Annotated in this window: 16 protein-coding genes; 11 read left to right on the forward strand and 5 right to left on the reverse strand. The window is 46.1% G+C overall.

The annotated features are described in order from the left end of the window. Nucleotides 1-185 precede the first annotated feature (185 nt). The 6 genes from ACUJFL_RS13070 to ACUJFL_RS13095 all read left to right on the forward strand — a co-directional run bounded on the left by ACUJFL_RS13070 (nucleotide 186) and on the right by ACUJFL_RS13095 (nucleotide 4822). Nucleotides 186-1766 (forward strand): AbgT family transporter, encoded by a 1581-nt coding sequence (locus tag ACUJFL_RS13070; RefSeq protein WP_226751867.1) that lies wholly within the window; start codon nucleotides 186-188, stop codon nucleotides 1764-1766. 105 nt (nucleotides 1767-1871) lie between these two features. After that, nucleotides 1872-2600, forward strand: coding sequence for a 16S rRNA (uracil(1498)-N(3))-methyltransferase (gene rsmE, locus ACUJFL_RS13075; protein ID WP_226751866.1), 729 nt, complete (start codon nucleotides 1872-1874; stop codon nucleotides 2598-2600). An 11-nt stretch (nucleotides 2601-2611) separates the two neighbouring features. Continuing rightward, on the forward strand, nucleotides 2612-3574 hold the full coding sequence (gene gshB / locus ACUJFL_RS13080; RefSeq protein WP_226751865.1) for a glutathione synthase: 963 nt from the start codon (nucleotides 2612-2614) through the stop codon (nucleotides 3572-3574). Between the two features lie 18 nt (nucleotides 3575-3592). Beyond that, nucleotides 3593-4150 (forward strand): YqgE/AlgH family protein, encoded by a 558-nt coding sequence (locus ACUJFL_RS13085; RefSeq protein ID WP_226751864.1) that lies wholly within the window; start codon nucleotides 3593-3595, stop codon nucleotides 4148-4150. Next, nucleotides 4150-4569, forward strand: coding sequence for a Holliday junction resolvase RuvX (gene ruvX, locus ACUJFL_RS13090; RefSeq protein WP_226751863.1), 420 nt, complete (start codon nucleotides 4150-4152; stop codon nucleotides 4567-4569). The genes ACUJFL_RS13085 and ruvX overlap by 1 nt, the downstream gene beginning before the upstream one ends. Then, nucleotides 4553-4822, forward strand: a complete 270-nt coding sequence (locus tag ACUJFL_RS13095; protein ID WP_226751862.1) for a DUF1653 domain-containing protein — start codon at nucleotides 4553-4555, stop codon at nucleotides 4820-4822. Before ruvX ends, ACUJFL_RS13095 begins: the two co-directional genes overlap by 17 nt. 54 nt (nucleotides 4823-4876) lie before the next feature. Here the strand turns inward: ACUJFL_RS13095 and ACUJFL_RS13100 are convergent, their stop codons facing one another. Further along, nucleotides 4877-5755: a tRNA/rRNA methyltransferase gene (locus ACUJFL_RS13100; RefSeq protein ID WP_445427731.1), complete on the reverse strand. Its 879-nt coding sequence runs from the start codon at nucleotides 5753-5755 to the stop codon at nucleotides 4877-4879. Between the two features lie 206 nt (nucleotides 5756-5961). Here ACUJFL_RS13100 and ACUJFL_RS13105 point away from each other — a divergent pair, with 206 nt between their 5' ends. Continuing rightward, the gene (locus ACUJFL_RS13105; RefSeq protein ID WP_445427732.1) at nucleotides 5962-6801 is read left to right on the forward strand and encodes a 23S rRNA (adenine(2030)-N(6))-methyltransferase RlmJ; all 840 of its coding nucleotides are present in this window, start codon (nucleotides 5962-5964) and stop codon (nucleotides 6799-6801) included. A gap of 2 nt (nucleotides 6802-6803) precedes the next feature. Further along, complete coding sequence (locus ACUJFL_RS13110) at nucleotides 6804-7583, forward strand: S1/P1 nuclease (RefSeq protein WP_445427733.1); 780 nt, start codon at nucleotides 6804-6806, stop codon at nucleotides 7581-7583. Between the two features lie 28 nt (nucleotides 7584-7611). Here the strand turns inward: ACUJFL_RS13110 and ACUJFL_RS13115 are convergent, their stop codons facing one another. Then, a complete protein-coding gene (locus tag ACUJFL_RS13115) occupies nucleotides 7612-8157 on the reverse strand; it encodes a hydrolase (RefSeq protein WP_445427734.1) in 546 nt (181 codons plus the stop codon). Between the two features lie 54 nt (nucleotides 8158-8211). Next, nucleotides 8212-8535, reverse strand: coding sequence for a DUF440 family protein (locus tag ACUJFL_RS13120; RefSeq protein WP_226751857.1), 324 nt, complete (start codon nucleotides 8533-8535; stop codon nucleotides 8212-8214). Between the two features lie 93 nt (nucleotides 8536-8628). Here ACUJFL_RS13120 and rlmA point away from each other — a divergent pair, with 93 nt between their 5' ends. Then, nucleotides 8629-9432 carry a 23S rRNA (guanine(745)-N(1))-methyltransferase gene (gene rlmA / locus ACUJFL_RS13125; protein WP_445427735.1) on the forward strand — a complete coding sequence of 268 codons (804 nt, stop codon included), beginning with the start codon at nucleotides 8629-8631 and terminating at the stop codon, nucleotides 9430-9432. Here the strand turns inward: rlmA and ACUJFL_RS13130 are convergent. Then, nucleotides 9429-10625 carry a serine hydrolase domain-containing protein gene (locus ACUJFL_RS13130; protein WP_226751855.1) on the reverse strand — a complete coding sequence of 399 codons (1197 nt, stop codon included), beginning with the start codon at nucleotides 10623-10625 and terminating at the stop codon, nucleotides 9429-9431. The genes rlmA and ACUJFL_RS13130 overlap by 4 nt on opposite strands. Before the next feature lie 198 nt (nucleotides 10626-10823). Beyond that, complete coding sequence (locus ACUJFL_RS13135; RefSeq protein ID WP_445427736.1) at nucleotides 10824-11237, reverse strand: MAPEG family protein; 414 nt, start codon at nucleotides 11235-11237, stop codon at nucleotides 10824-10826. Between the two features lie 217 nt (nucleotides 11238-11454). On the opposite strand from ACUJFL_RS13135, the gene ACUJFL_RS13140 reads away from it, so the two are divergent. Beyond that, a complete protein-coding gene (locus ACUJFL_RS13140) occupies nucleotides 11455-13521 on the forward strand; it encodes a site-specific recombinase (protein ID WP_306178097.1) in 2067 nt (688 codons plus the stop codon). Nucleotides 13522-13656: 135 nt separating this feature from the next. Further along, the gene (locus ACUJFL_RS13145) at nucleotides 13657-14253 is read left to right on the forward strand and encodes a thymidine kinase (RefSeq protein WP_226751852.1); all 597 of its coding nucleotides are present in this window, start codon (nucleotides 13657-13659) and stop codon (nucleotides 14251-14253) included. Nucleotides 14254-14258 lie beyond the last annotated feature (5 nt).

The raw sequence follows: 14258 nt of genomic DNA on the forward strand, positions 1-14258 counted from the left end.
AGTTGTTGTATAAAAACTAAAAAAAGGAGAGCTCAGCTCTCCTTTTTTCTTTTTTTAATGGCCGTTCAGCTGATTTGCCGCTTACCTGACGCTAACTTTTGTGTATGATTATTGGTTAGTTGTACCTTCCAGGGTCATTCACTGTAACAGTGAGTACACAATAAAAAATAAAAAAAGGATATGTTATGTCTGAACAAACCGCAGCCAATAACAATGGCTGGATGAATCGTGCGCTCAATACGATTGAAGTGGTGGGTAATAAATTGCCCGATCCTGCCGTATTATTTGCATTGTTAATGGTGATTGTTTGGGTAACCTCGTGGTTACTGTCGGGGGTGAGCTTTGATGAGCTGGACCCTCGCTCTGGTCAACAAATCGCCATAGTCAACTTGCTTTCGGGTGAAGCGTTAACGAACTTCACCTCCAATATAGTCAATACTTTTGTCACCTTCCCGCCGCTAGGTGTGGTACTGGTTGCTATGCTAGGTTTGGGCGTTGCCGAATATACCGGTTTTATTAATGCTGGCCTTCGCTCAATTTTATCCGTTACCCCGAAAATGCTACTGACCCCAGTACTTGTTGCGGTAGGTGTACTCAGTCACGTTGCGGTTGATGCAGGCTATGTGCTCGTGGTGCCGCTTGGCGCAGTGATATTTTATGCTGCAGGTCGTCATCCATTAGCTGGTATTGCTGCCGCCTTCGCGGGTGTATCCGGCGGCTTCTCAGCTACTTTCTTTGTGCCATCGAGCCTAGATCCGTTACTCGCCGGATTAACACAAACCTCAGCACAAATTCTTGACCCCAGCGTCACCATCAACCCGCTGAATAACTATTTCTTTACCACTGCGTCAACCTTTTTAATTATTGTCATTGGTTGGGTCTTGACGGATAAAGTAATTGAACCTCGCTTAAAAACAACTAAAGTTGATGGTGATACGTCACAAATGGTGACCATGGAAGCTTTATCGCCTAATGAATCTCGTGGTTTAAGAGCAGCAGGCTTGTCGATGTTAGCGGTTATCGCCTTACTTGCCTTAAGTATCGTGGTACCAGAACAAACACCTTGGGCAGCTAAACCAGAAGAGGTATTAGCCGGTGTAAACCCATTGCTTACTGCCGCCGCACCACTAATGAAATCGATTGTGACCATTATCTTTGTGTTCTTTTTAGTGCCAGGTATTGTATATGGTTATGTGTCTGGCTCGGTTAAAAATCACCGCGATGTGGTCAAGGGCATGAGCCATGCTATGAGCGGTATGGGCTATTACATTGTGATGGCATTTTTCTGTGCACTATTTTTATACGCTTTTAACCAATCTAATCTAGGTGTGTTACTCGCCGTAAAAGGCGCTAATGCTTTAAAGGCTATGGGCTTGCCTTTGAGTATGACGCTGGTGGGTATTGTATTCTTATCCGGCTTCGTCAATTTAGTGGTCGGTTCAGCATCGGCTAAATGGGCACTGATTGGCGCCATTATGGTGCCAATGCTGATGGAATTAGGCATTTCGCCTGACTTAACGCAAGCGGCTTATCGGGTAGGTGATTCTTCAACCAACATCATCACCCCACTGTTACCCTACTTCCCACTGATTGTAGTGTTCTGCCAAAAGTATGTTAAAAACAGTGGTATTGGTACCTTAGTCGCACTGATGCTGCCCTTCTCGGTTGTGATGCTTGTATTGTGGACGGCTTTCTTGCTTGGGTTCTGGGCATTAGATCTGCCACTGGGCTTTGGATCAACTTACGAATACGTGCCCGTGCGCTAAGCTGTTTACGGCCACTTTGCAAAACCGCTGTTCGCAGCGGTTTTTTATTTTGAACCCGCAGCTCAGGCTGCTAACATTAACGCTTTTAGCATCGGAACCGCCGGCATGCGTATACCTCGTATTTATACTCCTCAAACGTTGAGTGTTCATCAAACACTGCTGCTTGATGATGACGCAGCAAATCACGTGTCTCGCGTGTTACGCATGCAAACGGACCAAGCCATACAACTCTTTAATGGCGATGGTTTTAATTACAATAGCCACATTGTTGATGTTAGCAAAAAGCAAGTGCAGGTAAAGGTTGTGGCACAACAGGCTAACCCGGTTGAGTCACCGCTATCTATTCACTTAGGTCAGGGTATTTCCCGCGGCGATCGCATGGACTTCGCTATTCAAAAAGCCGTAGAGTTAGGTGTGACTGAAATTACCCCCCTGTTTACCGAACGTTGTGGCGTAAAACTAGATGGCGAACGATTGGCTAAACGTAACGAGCAATGGCAAAAAATTGCCATAAGTGCCTGTGAGCAAAGTGGTCGCAGTGTTGTGCCAAGGGTGCATCCGGCCATTTCTTTAGCGCAATGGCTGGCCCAACAAACAAAAGAATTAAAACTCACCTTGGATCCGCGCGCCAGCGCCACCATTAAAACATTAAGTCCAGCGCAAACAATTCGGCTGGTTATTGGCCCGGAAGGCGGCTTTACGGATGCCGAAGTCATCGCTACGGCCCAAGCCCAGTTTACGGGTATTCAGCTTGGACCGCGCATTTTACGAACAGAAACGGCTGCACTAACCGCCATTAGTGCCTTGCAATTGCAATTTGGCGATCTTGCCTAAGGTTAAATGTTATGACGATAAAACTGGGTATCGTGATGGACCCCATCAGCCAAATCAACATCAATAAAGATTCCAGCTTTGCCATGCTGCTGCAGGCGCAAAATCGTGGTTATGAAATTCATTATATGGAAATGGCCGACTTGTATTTATTACAAGGCCAAGCGCGTGCCCGTACGGTTACGCTGCGGGTACAACAAGATCAACATAGCTGGTATCAATTTGGTACAGAACAGGATATCGCCCTAAGCGAACTTGATGTGATCCTGATGCGTAAAGATCCACCGTTTGATACCGAATATATTTATGCCACTTACATGCTAGAGCGAGCAGAAGACTTGGGGACTTTGATCGTTAACAAGCCGCAAAGCCTGCGTGATGCCAATGAAAAACTCTACACCAGCTGGTTTAGTCAGTTTACGCCTAAAACCTTAGTCAGTCGTGATCCTTCGCGTTTAAAAGCCTTCTATAAAACTGAGCAGGATATTATTTTGAAGCCGTTAGATGGTATGGGCGGCGCATCGATCTTCCGCTTACAACCGGGCGATCCGAATATCAGTGTCATCATTGAAACGCTGACTGAACATGGCAGTCGTTACGCTATGGCACAACGTTTTATTCCAGAAATTACCCAAGGTGATAAACGAATATTGGTGATCGATGGTGAACCTGTGCCATACTGCTTAGCAAGGATCCCTGCTTCAGGGGAAACACGCGGCAATCTGGCCGCTGGTGGTCGAGGTGAAGCTCGAGCCTTGTCTGAAACCGATTGGCAAATCGCTAAAGCCATCGGTCCAACACTAAAAGCCAAAGGGTTAATCTTCGTCGGTCTAGATGTTATCGGCGATAAATTAACTGAAATCAATGTTACCAGTCCAACCTGTATTCGGGAAATCGAAGCCGCTTTTCCGATCAGTATTACCGGCATGTTGTTTGACGCCATTGAACAGCGCCTGGCAGCACGCTTAACGCCGTAATGATATCGCGGAGGTTGTATGCAAGGATTTCAGAACCATTTTCTCATTGCAATGCCTGCTTTGGACGATCCGATGTTCAAACGCAGTGTAACCTATGTTTGTGAGCACAATGATGAAGGCGCTATGGGTATTGTTATCAATCACCCTCTCCCGGTCAGCGTGGCGGATTTATTAAAACAACTCGAAATAACCTTTGATGCCGACAGCCCGGTGGCTAGTAGCCAAGTTTGTGCTGGAGGCCCAGTACAGAGTGATCGTGGCTTTGTATTGCATACCGCTAAACCGGGCTATCATAGCAGTATGCCATTGGAAAACGGCTTAATGGTCACGACCTCAAAAGATATTTTGATGGATTTAACCACCGCCGCTGCGCCAGAGAAGTTTATTTTGGCGCTGGGCTATGCCGGTTGGACCGCCGGCCAGTTAGAGCAAGAAATTGCAGATAATAGCTGGCTAGTAGTGCCTGCCGATAATCATATCATTTTTGATTTGATCCATGCTGAAAAATGGCAATCCGCAACCGCGGCCATTGGCATTAAACCTTGGCAATTAACCAACGAGGCTGGCCACGCTTAATGCAACATCGCACCATTTTATGTTTTGATTATGGCACCAAAAGTATCGGGGTCGCTGTCGGTTCAGAATTAACCGGCAGTGCTACCTTACTTCCTGCTTTAAAAGCGCGTGATGGCATTCCGGAATGGGAGCAGATTGAGCGCTTAATAAAAGACTGGCAGCCGCAGTTATTGTTAGTCGGTTTACCGCTTAATATGGACGGTACTGAGCAAGACTTTACTGTGCGAACACGTAAATTCGCCAACCGCCTCCATGGCCGCTTTGGTTTAGCCGTCGCGCTACATGATGAGCGTTTATCCACCGCAGATGCGCGCAGTAGACTATTTGCAGAAGGCGGTTACCGTAATCTGAGTAAAGACAAAGTAGACAGCCTGTCGGCACAAATCATTTTTGAGGGCTGGCATGAACAACAACACTAAGCCTGACTTGCCACAAGGCTATTATCAACACTACAAAGGGCGTTATTACCAAGTTGTTGACTTGGCTATGCATAGCGAAACCGCCGAATGGCTAGTGATCTATCGTGCGCTGTACGGCGATTTTGGCCTGTGGGCTCGCCCCGCCACCATGTTTAGTGAAAACGTTGATATTGCTGGCGAACTGATCCCGCGCTTTAGTTATGTTGGCTCAACCTTACCCAAAGCACTAAGCTCACTGGCGAATACGCCTTAATGATGGGTAACAGTGACGCTAATAATCTCGCTGTTACCCATACTACAACGCGCTCTAACTTCGTTGCCGATACCACTCACCCAGAATTAAGCTCGCGGCCACGCTCACATTAAGCGATTCCACTTTACCGGTGCCGGGTATTTGCAGCGCGATGTCCGCGTTTTTTGCGACATGTTGCGATACACCAAACATTTCTTCACCAAACACAATCACCACTTTGGCCGGTAATGGCGTGTTATATAACGAGCTGCCGCCATGGCTAGAGGTTGTAATAAGCGTATAACCTGCCTCTTTACAAAGCTTCAGCGCCAGTGGCAGATTGTCGCAACTTAAACCATCGACAAATTCCCCGCCGCCTTCAGCGGTGCGCAGCGCCGCGCCCGATTGTAATAACTCAGGCTGCTTCATAATAATGCCGCCCACGCCAAAATGGGCACAGCTGCGGGTAATAGCGCCTAAATTATGCGGATTACCTACACCATCTAACGCCAGCAAACAATCTTGTTTGCGGCCTTTCTGTTGTAAATAGTCAGCAAGTTTTTGCTGCGCTTTACGTTTTACCAGCAGCACTATGCCACCGTGATGGCCACTGCCGGCTACTTTTTCAAGATCGGCATCATCAACGATATGGTAGGCTTTTTTCGCTGCGGCTAAATACTTCATCATATCGGCAAACTTTGGTGCCAGCTGCGCCGATAAATACAAACGGATTACTGACTCTGGCCGTTGTTGAAACATGACCCGACAGGCATTCTCACCGTAAATTTTACCTTCGTTATCCAACACGGTTTTCAACGGCTTAGCGGTTTGCGGTTTTAATGCGGCTACCGGACGTTTTGCTTTATTTGCTGCTGATTTCGCGTTTTTCATCCAAGGCTTTTGCAACGGATCCGCTGCTTTGCCGCCTTTTGGCCGTTGTTGTGACATACCCATTCCCGTTTCTTTAGCATTTTGCTATCGCTTGCTGTATGCCGCAGATTTTAGCAGTTAGGCGCCGACAATACTTGGTTTTTTCTTGCACCGAGTCCGCGTGGGTCTGCTGCAAAGCGATTGCTATTAGTGCCATGGTTTTAACACTTGTTTTTTTAAGTTAACGCAGTATCCTTGGCGCCTTAAATGGCAAAGCAAGGCTCTTTTTTATGCTCAGTTATCGTCACAGCTACCATGCGGGTAATCACGCCGATGTGGTAAAACATCTTACCGAGGTAGCCATCTTAGACTACCTGCTAAAAAAAGATAAACCGCTGTGTTATCACGATACGCATGCCGGCGCGGGCCTGTATAGTTTGCAAAGCGAACACGCGCTAAAAACCGCTGAATACCAAGGCGGTATTGCTAAACTTTGGCAATACGAAGCGCAAAGCTCCTTATTAAAACGCTATATCGCGCTAATTAACCAACTTAACCCCGATGGCGAACTGGCTTTTTATCCGGGCTCGCCGAAAATTGCCGCGTTAATGCTGCGTAATGACGACCATATTCAAGCCACTGAACTGCATCCTACCGACTTTCCGGTGCTAAAAAGCCAATTTGTGCGCCGCCGTTATACGCGTATTGAAAATACCGATGCTTATGCCGGCTTTAAAGCGATGCTGCCGCCCTTGGTCAAGCGCGGTTTAGTGTTAATAGACCCGCCTTATGAGTTAAAAACCGAGTATCAAGACTTGGTTACAGGCTTACAAGAGGCCTATAAACGCTTTCCGCAAGCGACCTATGCCATTTGGTATCCGGTGATTGAACGCAGCGCGGTTGAAGCCTTTATAAATAGCCTTGTTGCTACTGGCATTAAAAATCAGTTACGTATTGAGTTTAATTTACATGCCGATAGCCATGGGCATGGCATGACGGGCAGTGGTATGTTGGTGATTAACCCACCTTACACCTTAGCCGAGGACATGCAAGGGGCGTTAAACGAAGTGCAACAAAAGATCGGTGAAGCGGCCAGCCGCTTTAGTATTATTCAACTGGTTGGAGAATAAATATGCGCAGTTTTTTAGTGTTATGTGCACTGTTAATAAGCTTCAATAGCTTTGGTTTTGGGCGCACGGGGCATGCGCTGATCTGTAATATGAGCTTACAGTTACTGTCGATACAAACCCAACAGCAAGTGGCTAGCTTAGTTGCTGCCTCACCCCATACCGAATTCGCCAATGCTTGTGCTTGGCCAGATGAAGTGCGCAGTGAAGAGGAATATCGTTGGAGTGCGCCCCATCACTATGTGAATATGCCGCGCCCAGAACAAGAAATTAAGCATGACCACTGCCCTGAACAAGGCTGTATTTTATCGGCTATCGCCGATATGCAGCAGCGTTTAACCGCAGATGCGACTGACTGGCAAGCCTTGTTATTTTTAGCGCATTATATTGGCGACTTACATCAGCCACTGCATGTCAGTTACGCCGATGATCTTGGCGGCAATCGCACTGCTGTGTATTTTTATAACCCAGAAACGCCGGCTAATTTACACGGCATTTGGGATAGCAGCATGCTGCACAAACTCGGTTATGACGAAGATTACCAGAGACAAGAATGGTTATTTTTGCAAATTAACCCAGAAAACACCGCGCTGTGGCAACAAGGCAGCGTGTTAGATTGGGCAAATGAATCTGCACGGTTAACCTTTGATATTTATCAGCATTATCGGCCAGGCATGTTAATTGACGACAGCTATTTAGCACAGTATCAAGCTAATTTAGAGCAACGTTTACAACAAGCTGCGGTGCGATTGGCGCTTTTGCTAGAACAGCTGCTCGGTCAATAACGTCTTTAGTCTCGCAGCCAACACGCGGTTATTTAATCCACCCTTTGCTAATTTGCCGGAACAACTCTGTTCCGGCGCGCTCTAGCCATTCAAAGGCTAACATTTCCTTGCTGATCACTACTGCACCGGCTTGTTGCATGCGACTAAGCGCCAACTGTTTGTTTTCAGGCGTACGCGAGCCGACTGCTTCGCTAACCAAATACACTTGATAGCCGGCAGCAAGTAAGTCTAGCACCGTTTGCAACACACAAACATGCGCTTCTGTGCCAAGCACCACGACTTGTGGCCGTTGCTGTGCGGCAACAGCCGCAACAATCTCAGGTTCACGCATAGCACTAAAATGAATTTTTTCATGCACCGCGCCACTAGGAAGTAACTCGAGCAATGAGGGGATAGTATGACCTAAGCCAGCAGGATACTGTTCTGTCGCTATTACCGGCACGTCACATAAGCTGGCAATTTGTAACACCCAAGCGGCAGCCTGACTCAGCTGCGCGTGATCAGCAATAGCTGGAGCCAATTTGCTTTGGATATCAATCAGCAAAACCTGACTCTGTTGTACCTGCAATAACATAGAGACTCCAATACTAAACCTTTTAGCTAAAACACCCTTACCGAATCATTCGTTTTATTGCCCACGCCACAACGCATGGCACAGGGTTTCATGCTTTTCGCGACTTAACAAAATACGGGCTAATACCAAGTCGGCACTGCCGTTCTCGCCCGTCACACCAATTTGCGCCTCGAAGTGCAGCTCCGGTTCAAGCTCTTGGTTGACCGTATCTAGCCAATCCGCACCTGGCACCACCAAATCGACATAGCCCCGTGCTTCATAATGCTGTTGATAAAACTGATAGTCTTCAGCAGATAGGTTATCGGCTGCTAATTCTTCAAATATATCAAAGGCATGGTCACATAATTCATCTAAAGACCACATTTCCAATTCTTGCATAAATCCCCCACATAATTTGTCGCAGTATACCAAGGCTTTGCGGCGAAAGCTTGCCTGCTGCTACAATAGCGTTTTTGCTATCTTGGTTTAACTATGTACCTGTGCCCACTGTGTCAACAAGCTTTAGTTCTGAATAATAAACAGTATCAGTGTGTCAATCGACATAGTTTTGATCAGGCCAAAGAAGGCTACGTTAACCTGTTGCCAGTACAGCAAAAAAACTCGCAAGATCCAGGTGATAATAAAGAGATGATGCAAGCCCGCCGCGCATTCTTGCAAGCCGATTGGTATCGGCCCATGGCCGAGCAAGTTGGCGCCACGTTACAACCGCTGCAAGTCACTACTCTGTTGGATCTGGGGTGCGGCGAAGGCTATTACAGTAACCTATTACAGCAACAATTAACTCTTGAAGAACAGCATGGTATCGATATTTCAAAAAGTGCCATTCGCTCGGCAGCAAAACAGTATCCACAGGTTCACTTTGCGGTCGCTAGTGCCTATAGCTTGCCTTTTGCCGCAGGCTATTTTGATGCCATAGTGCGTATTTATGCGCCCTCTTTAGCCAGTGAGCTAAGCCGTGTGCTCAAAGTGGGTGGTCACTTACTTACCGTTACCCCCGCCCCTGAGCATTTGCTGCAACTTAAACAAGCGATTTATAGCGAAGTACGTTTGCACAGTGATGCCGTTACTGACATAACAGATTTTCAGCATGTTGCAAGAGAACGGTTGAGTTTTCAGCTAACGCAGTTAACGGCAACCGATTTAATGCAGTTAATCACAATGGTGCCATTAGGTTGGAAGTTCAGTGCTGCAGTCAAAGCAGAATTACTGGCGCAAGCGCCAGCAATTCAATGTGATTTCTATTTAGATTTATATCAGAAAGTTGCCAAGGCTTAACAGCTAGACGCTTTTTTTGTGCTGTTTTTCTCGGAAAGTTTGCAACCTGCCAGTAAACTGGCTTTGTCTTCTTTTTGCATTGCCGTAAACATGGTTGACCAAAAATGCGTGCTTAATTCTGCAACCACATTCGATTCCGCATTTAATAAAATCACTAAGCCCAACTCACGATCTTTAGAATACGCTAATTCGGCACGAAAGCCTTGAACCCAACCACCGTGATACACCAGTTGCTCTTGACCAAACTGATAAACGCGCCAGCCCAGGGCATAATGGGCATCGGTAATATGCTCACGCCACTGACGACGGCGCAGATCGCGAACCGTGCGAACACGCTTGTTCGTCATATATTGCAGTTGTTCGCTATTTAGCACCTCTGGGTTATAACCTAATTGCGCAATTAACCAATAGCCTAAATCGATAGCACTGGCATTGACCCCTGCAGCAGGTGCAAAACGATAGTAACTTTCGCTAACGGTACGTGGATACCATTTACCTTTAGCTTTCACATGGGGAATAGCGCGATTTTCAGTATCTAAAAACCCCTGATAGCCCACCGATGCCGTTGGCATGTGCAGTGGTTCAAAAATATTCTGCCGTAGCAAACTGGCATAATCTTGCGAGGTCGATTGCTGCATAATGGGTTCAATTAAACTGAACAAGACATTTTGATAGCCATAACACTGGCCGGGTGTACACAGCGGATCTAACTTTTGAAATTGCGGTAAAATACGTTCAGGCTGAAAATTAGCCTCAATCAGGTTGTCATAAGCATTGGCAATTACCCCAGTGCTTTGCGACAGTAAATGTTCTACCTTTAATTTATTATTGAACGAACGCGTTTTAAACGAAAAATCAGGCAAATAGCGATTAACCGGATCATCCCATTTAAAATGACCTTGCGATGCAAGAATACTGGCTAACCCGCCGGCGAAGGTTTTAGAAACAGAAGCAATTCGAAATACGGTAAAAGCATCAACGGGTAGCTTGCTACCCACTTCACGTACACCAAAACCCTTAGCGCGGATAATCTTGTTTTTATAAACAATAGCATAGGCGGCACCAGGCACTTGCTGTTGCTGCACTTGTTCTTGAAAGAACTGGTCAAACTCTTTTAATAGTTCTGGCGAAGGCTCGGCAAAAACTGTAAAGCTAGCACCTAAACATAACAAACCGCATAACGCTTTTAGCAAAATAACCTCATCTACTACTGATCTACCGCTTCAGGGCAAATCAAGGGTTAGTCTTGGTTAATCATAGCAGCTAAACCCCAGTGTACTCTAGGGTTAGTTCTGCGTTACCTGCTATTTTTGTTTTGGTTGGTTAAGGCACTAACCCTTTATTTTCAGGCCTAAGTACAAGCCGGTGTATTTTATTAACAAATGCACAAACTATAATGCCAATAGCAGCAAACGGCCCCAAATCATCCACAGCACCACACAACCTAAGACAAATAACCGAAAACGTGGACGCAAGGTATTGCTACCAATATGCACCACGGTATGTGCGATACGTAGCAGCACAAAGGCCGTACCGAGCAACAAAAAGGTCAAATCGGCCAAACCAAACTGCAATATAAATAACACACTAAATAGATACAGCATGGGCATCTGAAATTGATTATCGAAATTACGGCCGGTCGCTATGACTTGTTGATCCGCGCCACGTAAATCCATGGTTTGAAAAGCGGCCATGTTAATTTGTTTGTTACGAGCAGCTTTGAAACGTCGCCGCCCCATCAGCACCATGACCACGCTGGTTAGCACGACTTGCGCAAAAACGGTCAATAATAACCACTTTTCCATCTTTTATTTCCTTAAATCAACGATATTGTTGTTGGGTAGTATGCCTGTTTTAAGGTAAAACAACCATTAAAGGTCTAAAAGCTAATGTAAATTTAAACTACGCAAGCTAGTAGACACTGCGGTATCATAAGGGCGCACTGGCAAATGCTGTGGCTATGCAGAGCAAACAGCTGATGAAAACGACGCAGTAAAGGCTTGTATAGGGTATGAGGTGTTAATGGATAAATTAAATGCGCTGATGCTCGTTCGCGCTTTAGCCGCTGAAAAAGAAGGATTACCCCTGCTAAAACACTTAGTGGGCTGGGTAAACGAGTCACGCTTTAGCTTTGAGCGTAAAAAGCGCGCTAAAAAATTATTAGAAACACTGCAACAAAATCTCGCTGAAAGTGAAATGATTGCCAACAACTTGTTCAGTTGGCTGTGCAGTGTGCATATCTACCCGGCATTAGTCAGCCTTGGCGTATTTTCACGTCGCGGTTTTTTTCGTGAACTATCTAGCCGCCTCTATGAAAAAGTGAACCCAGCACCGCGTGATCTGAACGAATTAAAAGACGTGCTGGCCGAGGTTTTTAAAAAAATTGTTATTGATGATGAAGAGCATGTTGATGGCCCAGGCTTGTTTACCGAGTTCAGCAGCTTTTTTCTAAGCGTAGTCAGCAAAGAAAAGCTAACGGCATTTGAAGAACACATGCATGAAGATGCCTTGTGCGCACTGGAAATGCTCAGTGTCTGGATCGCTGCAGAAGAGATGGAGCCGGATCTGATGCGATTAGATAAGCGGCTCAACAACATTGATTCTGCATTTATTGCGCTGCATCGTGAACTGAATATGTTAGTGGGCCATTATCGGCAAAAACAACCGGATGTCGAATTACCGCTCTACGACTGTGCACATTACATCGTGATGGTTGAGCAATGCTATGAGCAAATAGACCGCTTAAGACGCCGTGCGGCAGCAGCAGGCAGCACGGTGGCCGTGTCTCATCTGTTAGAACGCTTAGAGCAAACGCTAAGCCGGATAGAACAATTAGTGATATTGATCACCGGTCAGGATCGCGCCGAGCTGCACCGGCATACTTTAGAGTTAACCGAGCAGTTACTGTATACCAGCCGCGAGAAAAAAAGCGTGCGTGCGCTATGGCGCAGCAGTACTCAGCTGTTATCGAAAAGTATCAGCGTGAACAAAAGCAGTCATGGTGAACATTACATCACCCGCGATAAAAGCCAATTTTTTGGTTTAGTGGCCTCAGCCGCAGGTGCAGGCGTGATTATTGCCGTGATGGCACTGATTAAAATTCATATCCAAGCGCTGGGGTTATCCCCCTTCTCTAACGCTGCGCTGGCCAGTTTAAATTATGGCCTAGGTTTTGTGCTCATTCATATGTTAGGCCTGACTGTCGCCACCAAGCAGCCAGCCATGACTGCGGCCAGTTTTGCCGCTGAAGTTGAAAAAGGTGAAAACGGGCGGGCAGCCCATAAAAAACTGGCCACCTTACTGATTGACGTAAATCGGTCGCAGTGGGCTGCAGTATGGGGTAACGTCAGTATTGCCGTGATAACCGCTTCAATTATTGCCTTGAGCTTTTGGTATTGGCAAGATCGCTCCATTTTAGATGCCGCTGCGGTGTCTTATCAGTTAGATGCCATCTCACCTTGGCATGGCTCACTGTTTTTTGCGGCTATTGCGGGGGTTTGGTTATTCTGCTCGGGCATTATTGCCGGTTTTTTTGAAAACCGCGCCAATTACCTTGAATTAAATTTACGGCTATACCAACACCCCTTACTGAAAAGGCTCTTACCGCAACGTGCACGTAAAGCTTTTGCCGAATATTGGCATGAAAACTATGGTGCCTTGGCCGGTAATTTCTTTTTTGGTGTGTTATTAGGCATGACCAGCTACTTAGGCTACTTGCTTGATTTACCGTTGGATATTCGGCATGTCGCTTTTGCTTCAGCCAATTTAGGCTACAGCACAGTCGATGGCGATTTGGGCCTCTTCGGCTTTTTGTTTTATTTAGTGATGGTGTTATTAATTGGTTTTGTTAATTTGTGGGTGAGCTTTACTCTCGCCCTAACCGTGGCATTGCGCGCACGCGGCACGCAAATTGGTAAGTTTTCGTTGTTACTGAAAAGTGTGTTCGAACAAATAAAACAAAATCCGTTAAATTTATTCTTTCCAATAGTGCAACCCGCTAAACCAACACAAAACAATAAAAAAGCAGATGACAGCGCTGTTAAGCGCGCTGAAAAACCGCAAGAAAGGGTGAAAACTGCAGATCATTAACACCATACCAACGCCCTGCTGCCGGTTAATTTAAGCCGCAGCAGGCAGTTAAATCCTGCTAGGCTTGAAGCGCAGCTAGCTGATTTTCTATAGTAAGTTGCTATACTGCGCCGTCAGCATTTTTAGGGTACCGTAATGGCTCAATTGTATTTTTATTATTCGGCAATGAATGCCGGCAAATCCACTTCTTTACTGCAAAGTGCCTATAACTATCAAGAACGCGGCATGACGGTGGCCATTTTCACCGCTGCTTTAGATAATCGCTTTGGTTTAGGTAAAGTCAGTTCGCGCATTGGTTTGGCCATGGATGCGCACATTTTTGATCACCAATTCGACTTTTTCACTACACTGCAACAACAAAAAGCCGCAGGTCGTTTAGATTGTGTATTGATTGATGAAGCACAGTTTTTATCAAAAACACAGGTGCGGCAGCTGACAGACGTAGTAGATGAGCTAAATGTGCCGGTGTTGGCCTTTGGCTTACGTACAGATTTTTTGGGTGAAACCTTTGCTGGAAGCCAGGCACTTTTAGCTTGGGCGGACAAATTGATTGAATTAAAAACTATTTGTCATTGTGGTCGTAAAGCGAATTTTGTGGTGCGGTTAGATGAACATGGCCAGGCAGCGACAGCGGGCTCGCAAGTACAAATTGGCGGTAATGAAAGTTATGTTTCGATGTGTCGTCAGCACTTTAAAGCGCTAGTATGGCAAAAGCCAGAAACGGCTGAATAGCCCTT

Source organism: Alishewanella sp. HL-SH05 (assembly GCF_052655985.1).

Coding starts and splice junctions, on each gene's coding strand:
- ACUJFL_RS13085 (WP_226751864.1), top strand. CDS start 3,593: ATGCAAGGATTTCAGAACCATTTTCTCATTGCAATGCCTGCTTTGGAC.
- ACUJFL_RS13115 (WP_445427734.1), bottom strand. CDS start 8,157: ATGTTATTGCAGGTACAACAGAGTCAGGTTTTGCTGATTGATATCCAA.
- ACUJFL_RS13100 (WP_445427731.1), bottom strand. CDS start 5,755: ATGGGTATGTCACAACAACGGCCAAAAGGCGGCAAAGCAGCGGATCCG.
- ACUJFL_RS13070 (WP_226751867.1), top strand. CDS start 186: ATGTCTGAACAAACCGCAGCCAATAACAATGGCTGGATGAATCGTGCG.
- ACUJFL_RS13120 (WP_226751857.1), bottom strand. CDS start 8,535: ATGCAAGAATTGGAAATGTGGTCTTTAGATGAATTATGTGACCATGCC.
- ACUJFL_RS13135 (WP_445427736.1), bottom strand. CDS start 11,237: ATGGAAAAGTGGTTATTATTGACCGTTTTTGCGCAAGTCGTGCTAACC.
- ruvX (WP_226751863.1), top strand. CDS start 4,150: ATGCAACATCGCACCATTTTATGTTTTGATTATGGCACCAAAAGTATC.
- ACUJFL_RS13095 (WP_226751862.1), top strand. CDS start 4,553: ATGAACAACAACACTAAGCCTGACTTGCCACAAGGCTATTATCAACAC.
- gshB (WP_226751865.1), top strand. CDS start 2,612: ATGACGATAAAACTGGGTATCGTGATGGACCCCATCAGCCAAATCAAC.
- ACUJFL_RS13140 (WP_306178097.1), top strand. CDS start 11,455: ATGGATAAATTAAATGCGCTGATGCTCGTTCGCGCTTTAGCCGCTGAA.
- rsmE (WP_226751866.1), top strand. CDS start 1,872: ATGCGTATACCTCGTATTTATACTCCTCAAACGTTGAGTGTTCATCAA.
- ACUJFL_RS13145 (WP_226751852.1), top strand. CDS start 13,657: ATGGCTCAATTGTATTTTTATTATTCGGCAATGAATGCCGGCAAATCC.
- ACUJFL_RS13110 (WP_445427733.1), top strand. CDS start 6,804: ATGCGCAGTTTTTTAGTGTTATGTGCACTGTTAATAAGCTTCAATAGC.
- ACUJFL_RS13105 (WP_445427732.1), top strand. CDS start 5,962: ATGCTCAGTTATCGTCACAGCTACCATGCGGGTAATCACGCCGATGTG.
- rlmA (WP_445427735.1), top strand. CDS start 8,629: ATGTACCTGTGCCCACTGTGTCAACAAGCTTTAGTTCTGAATAATAAA.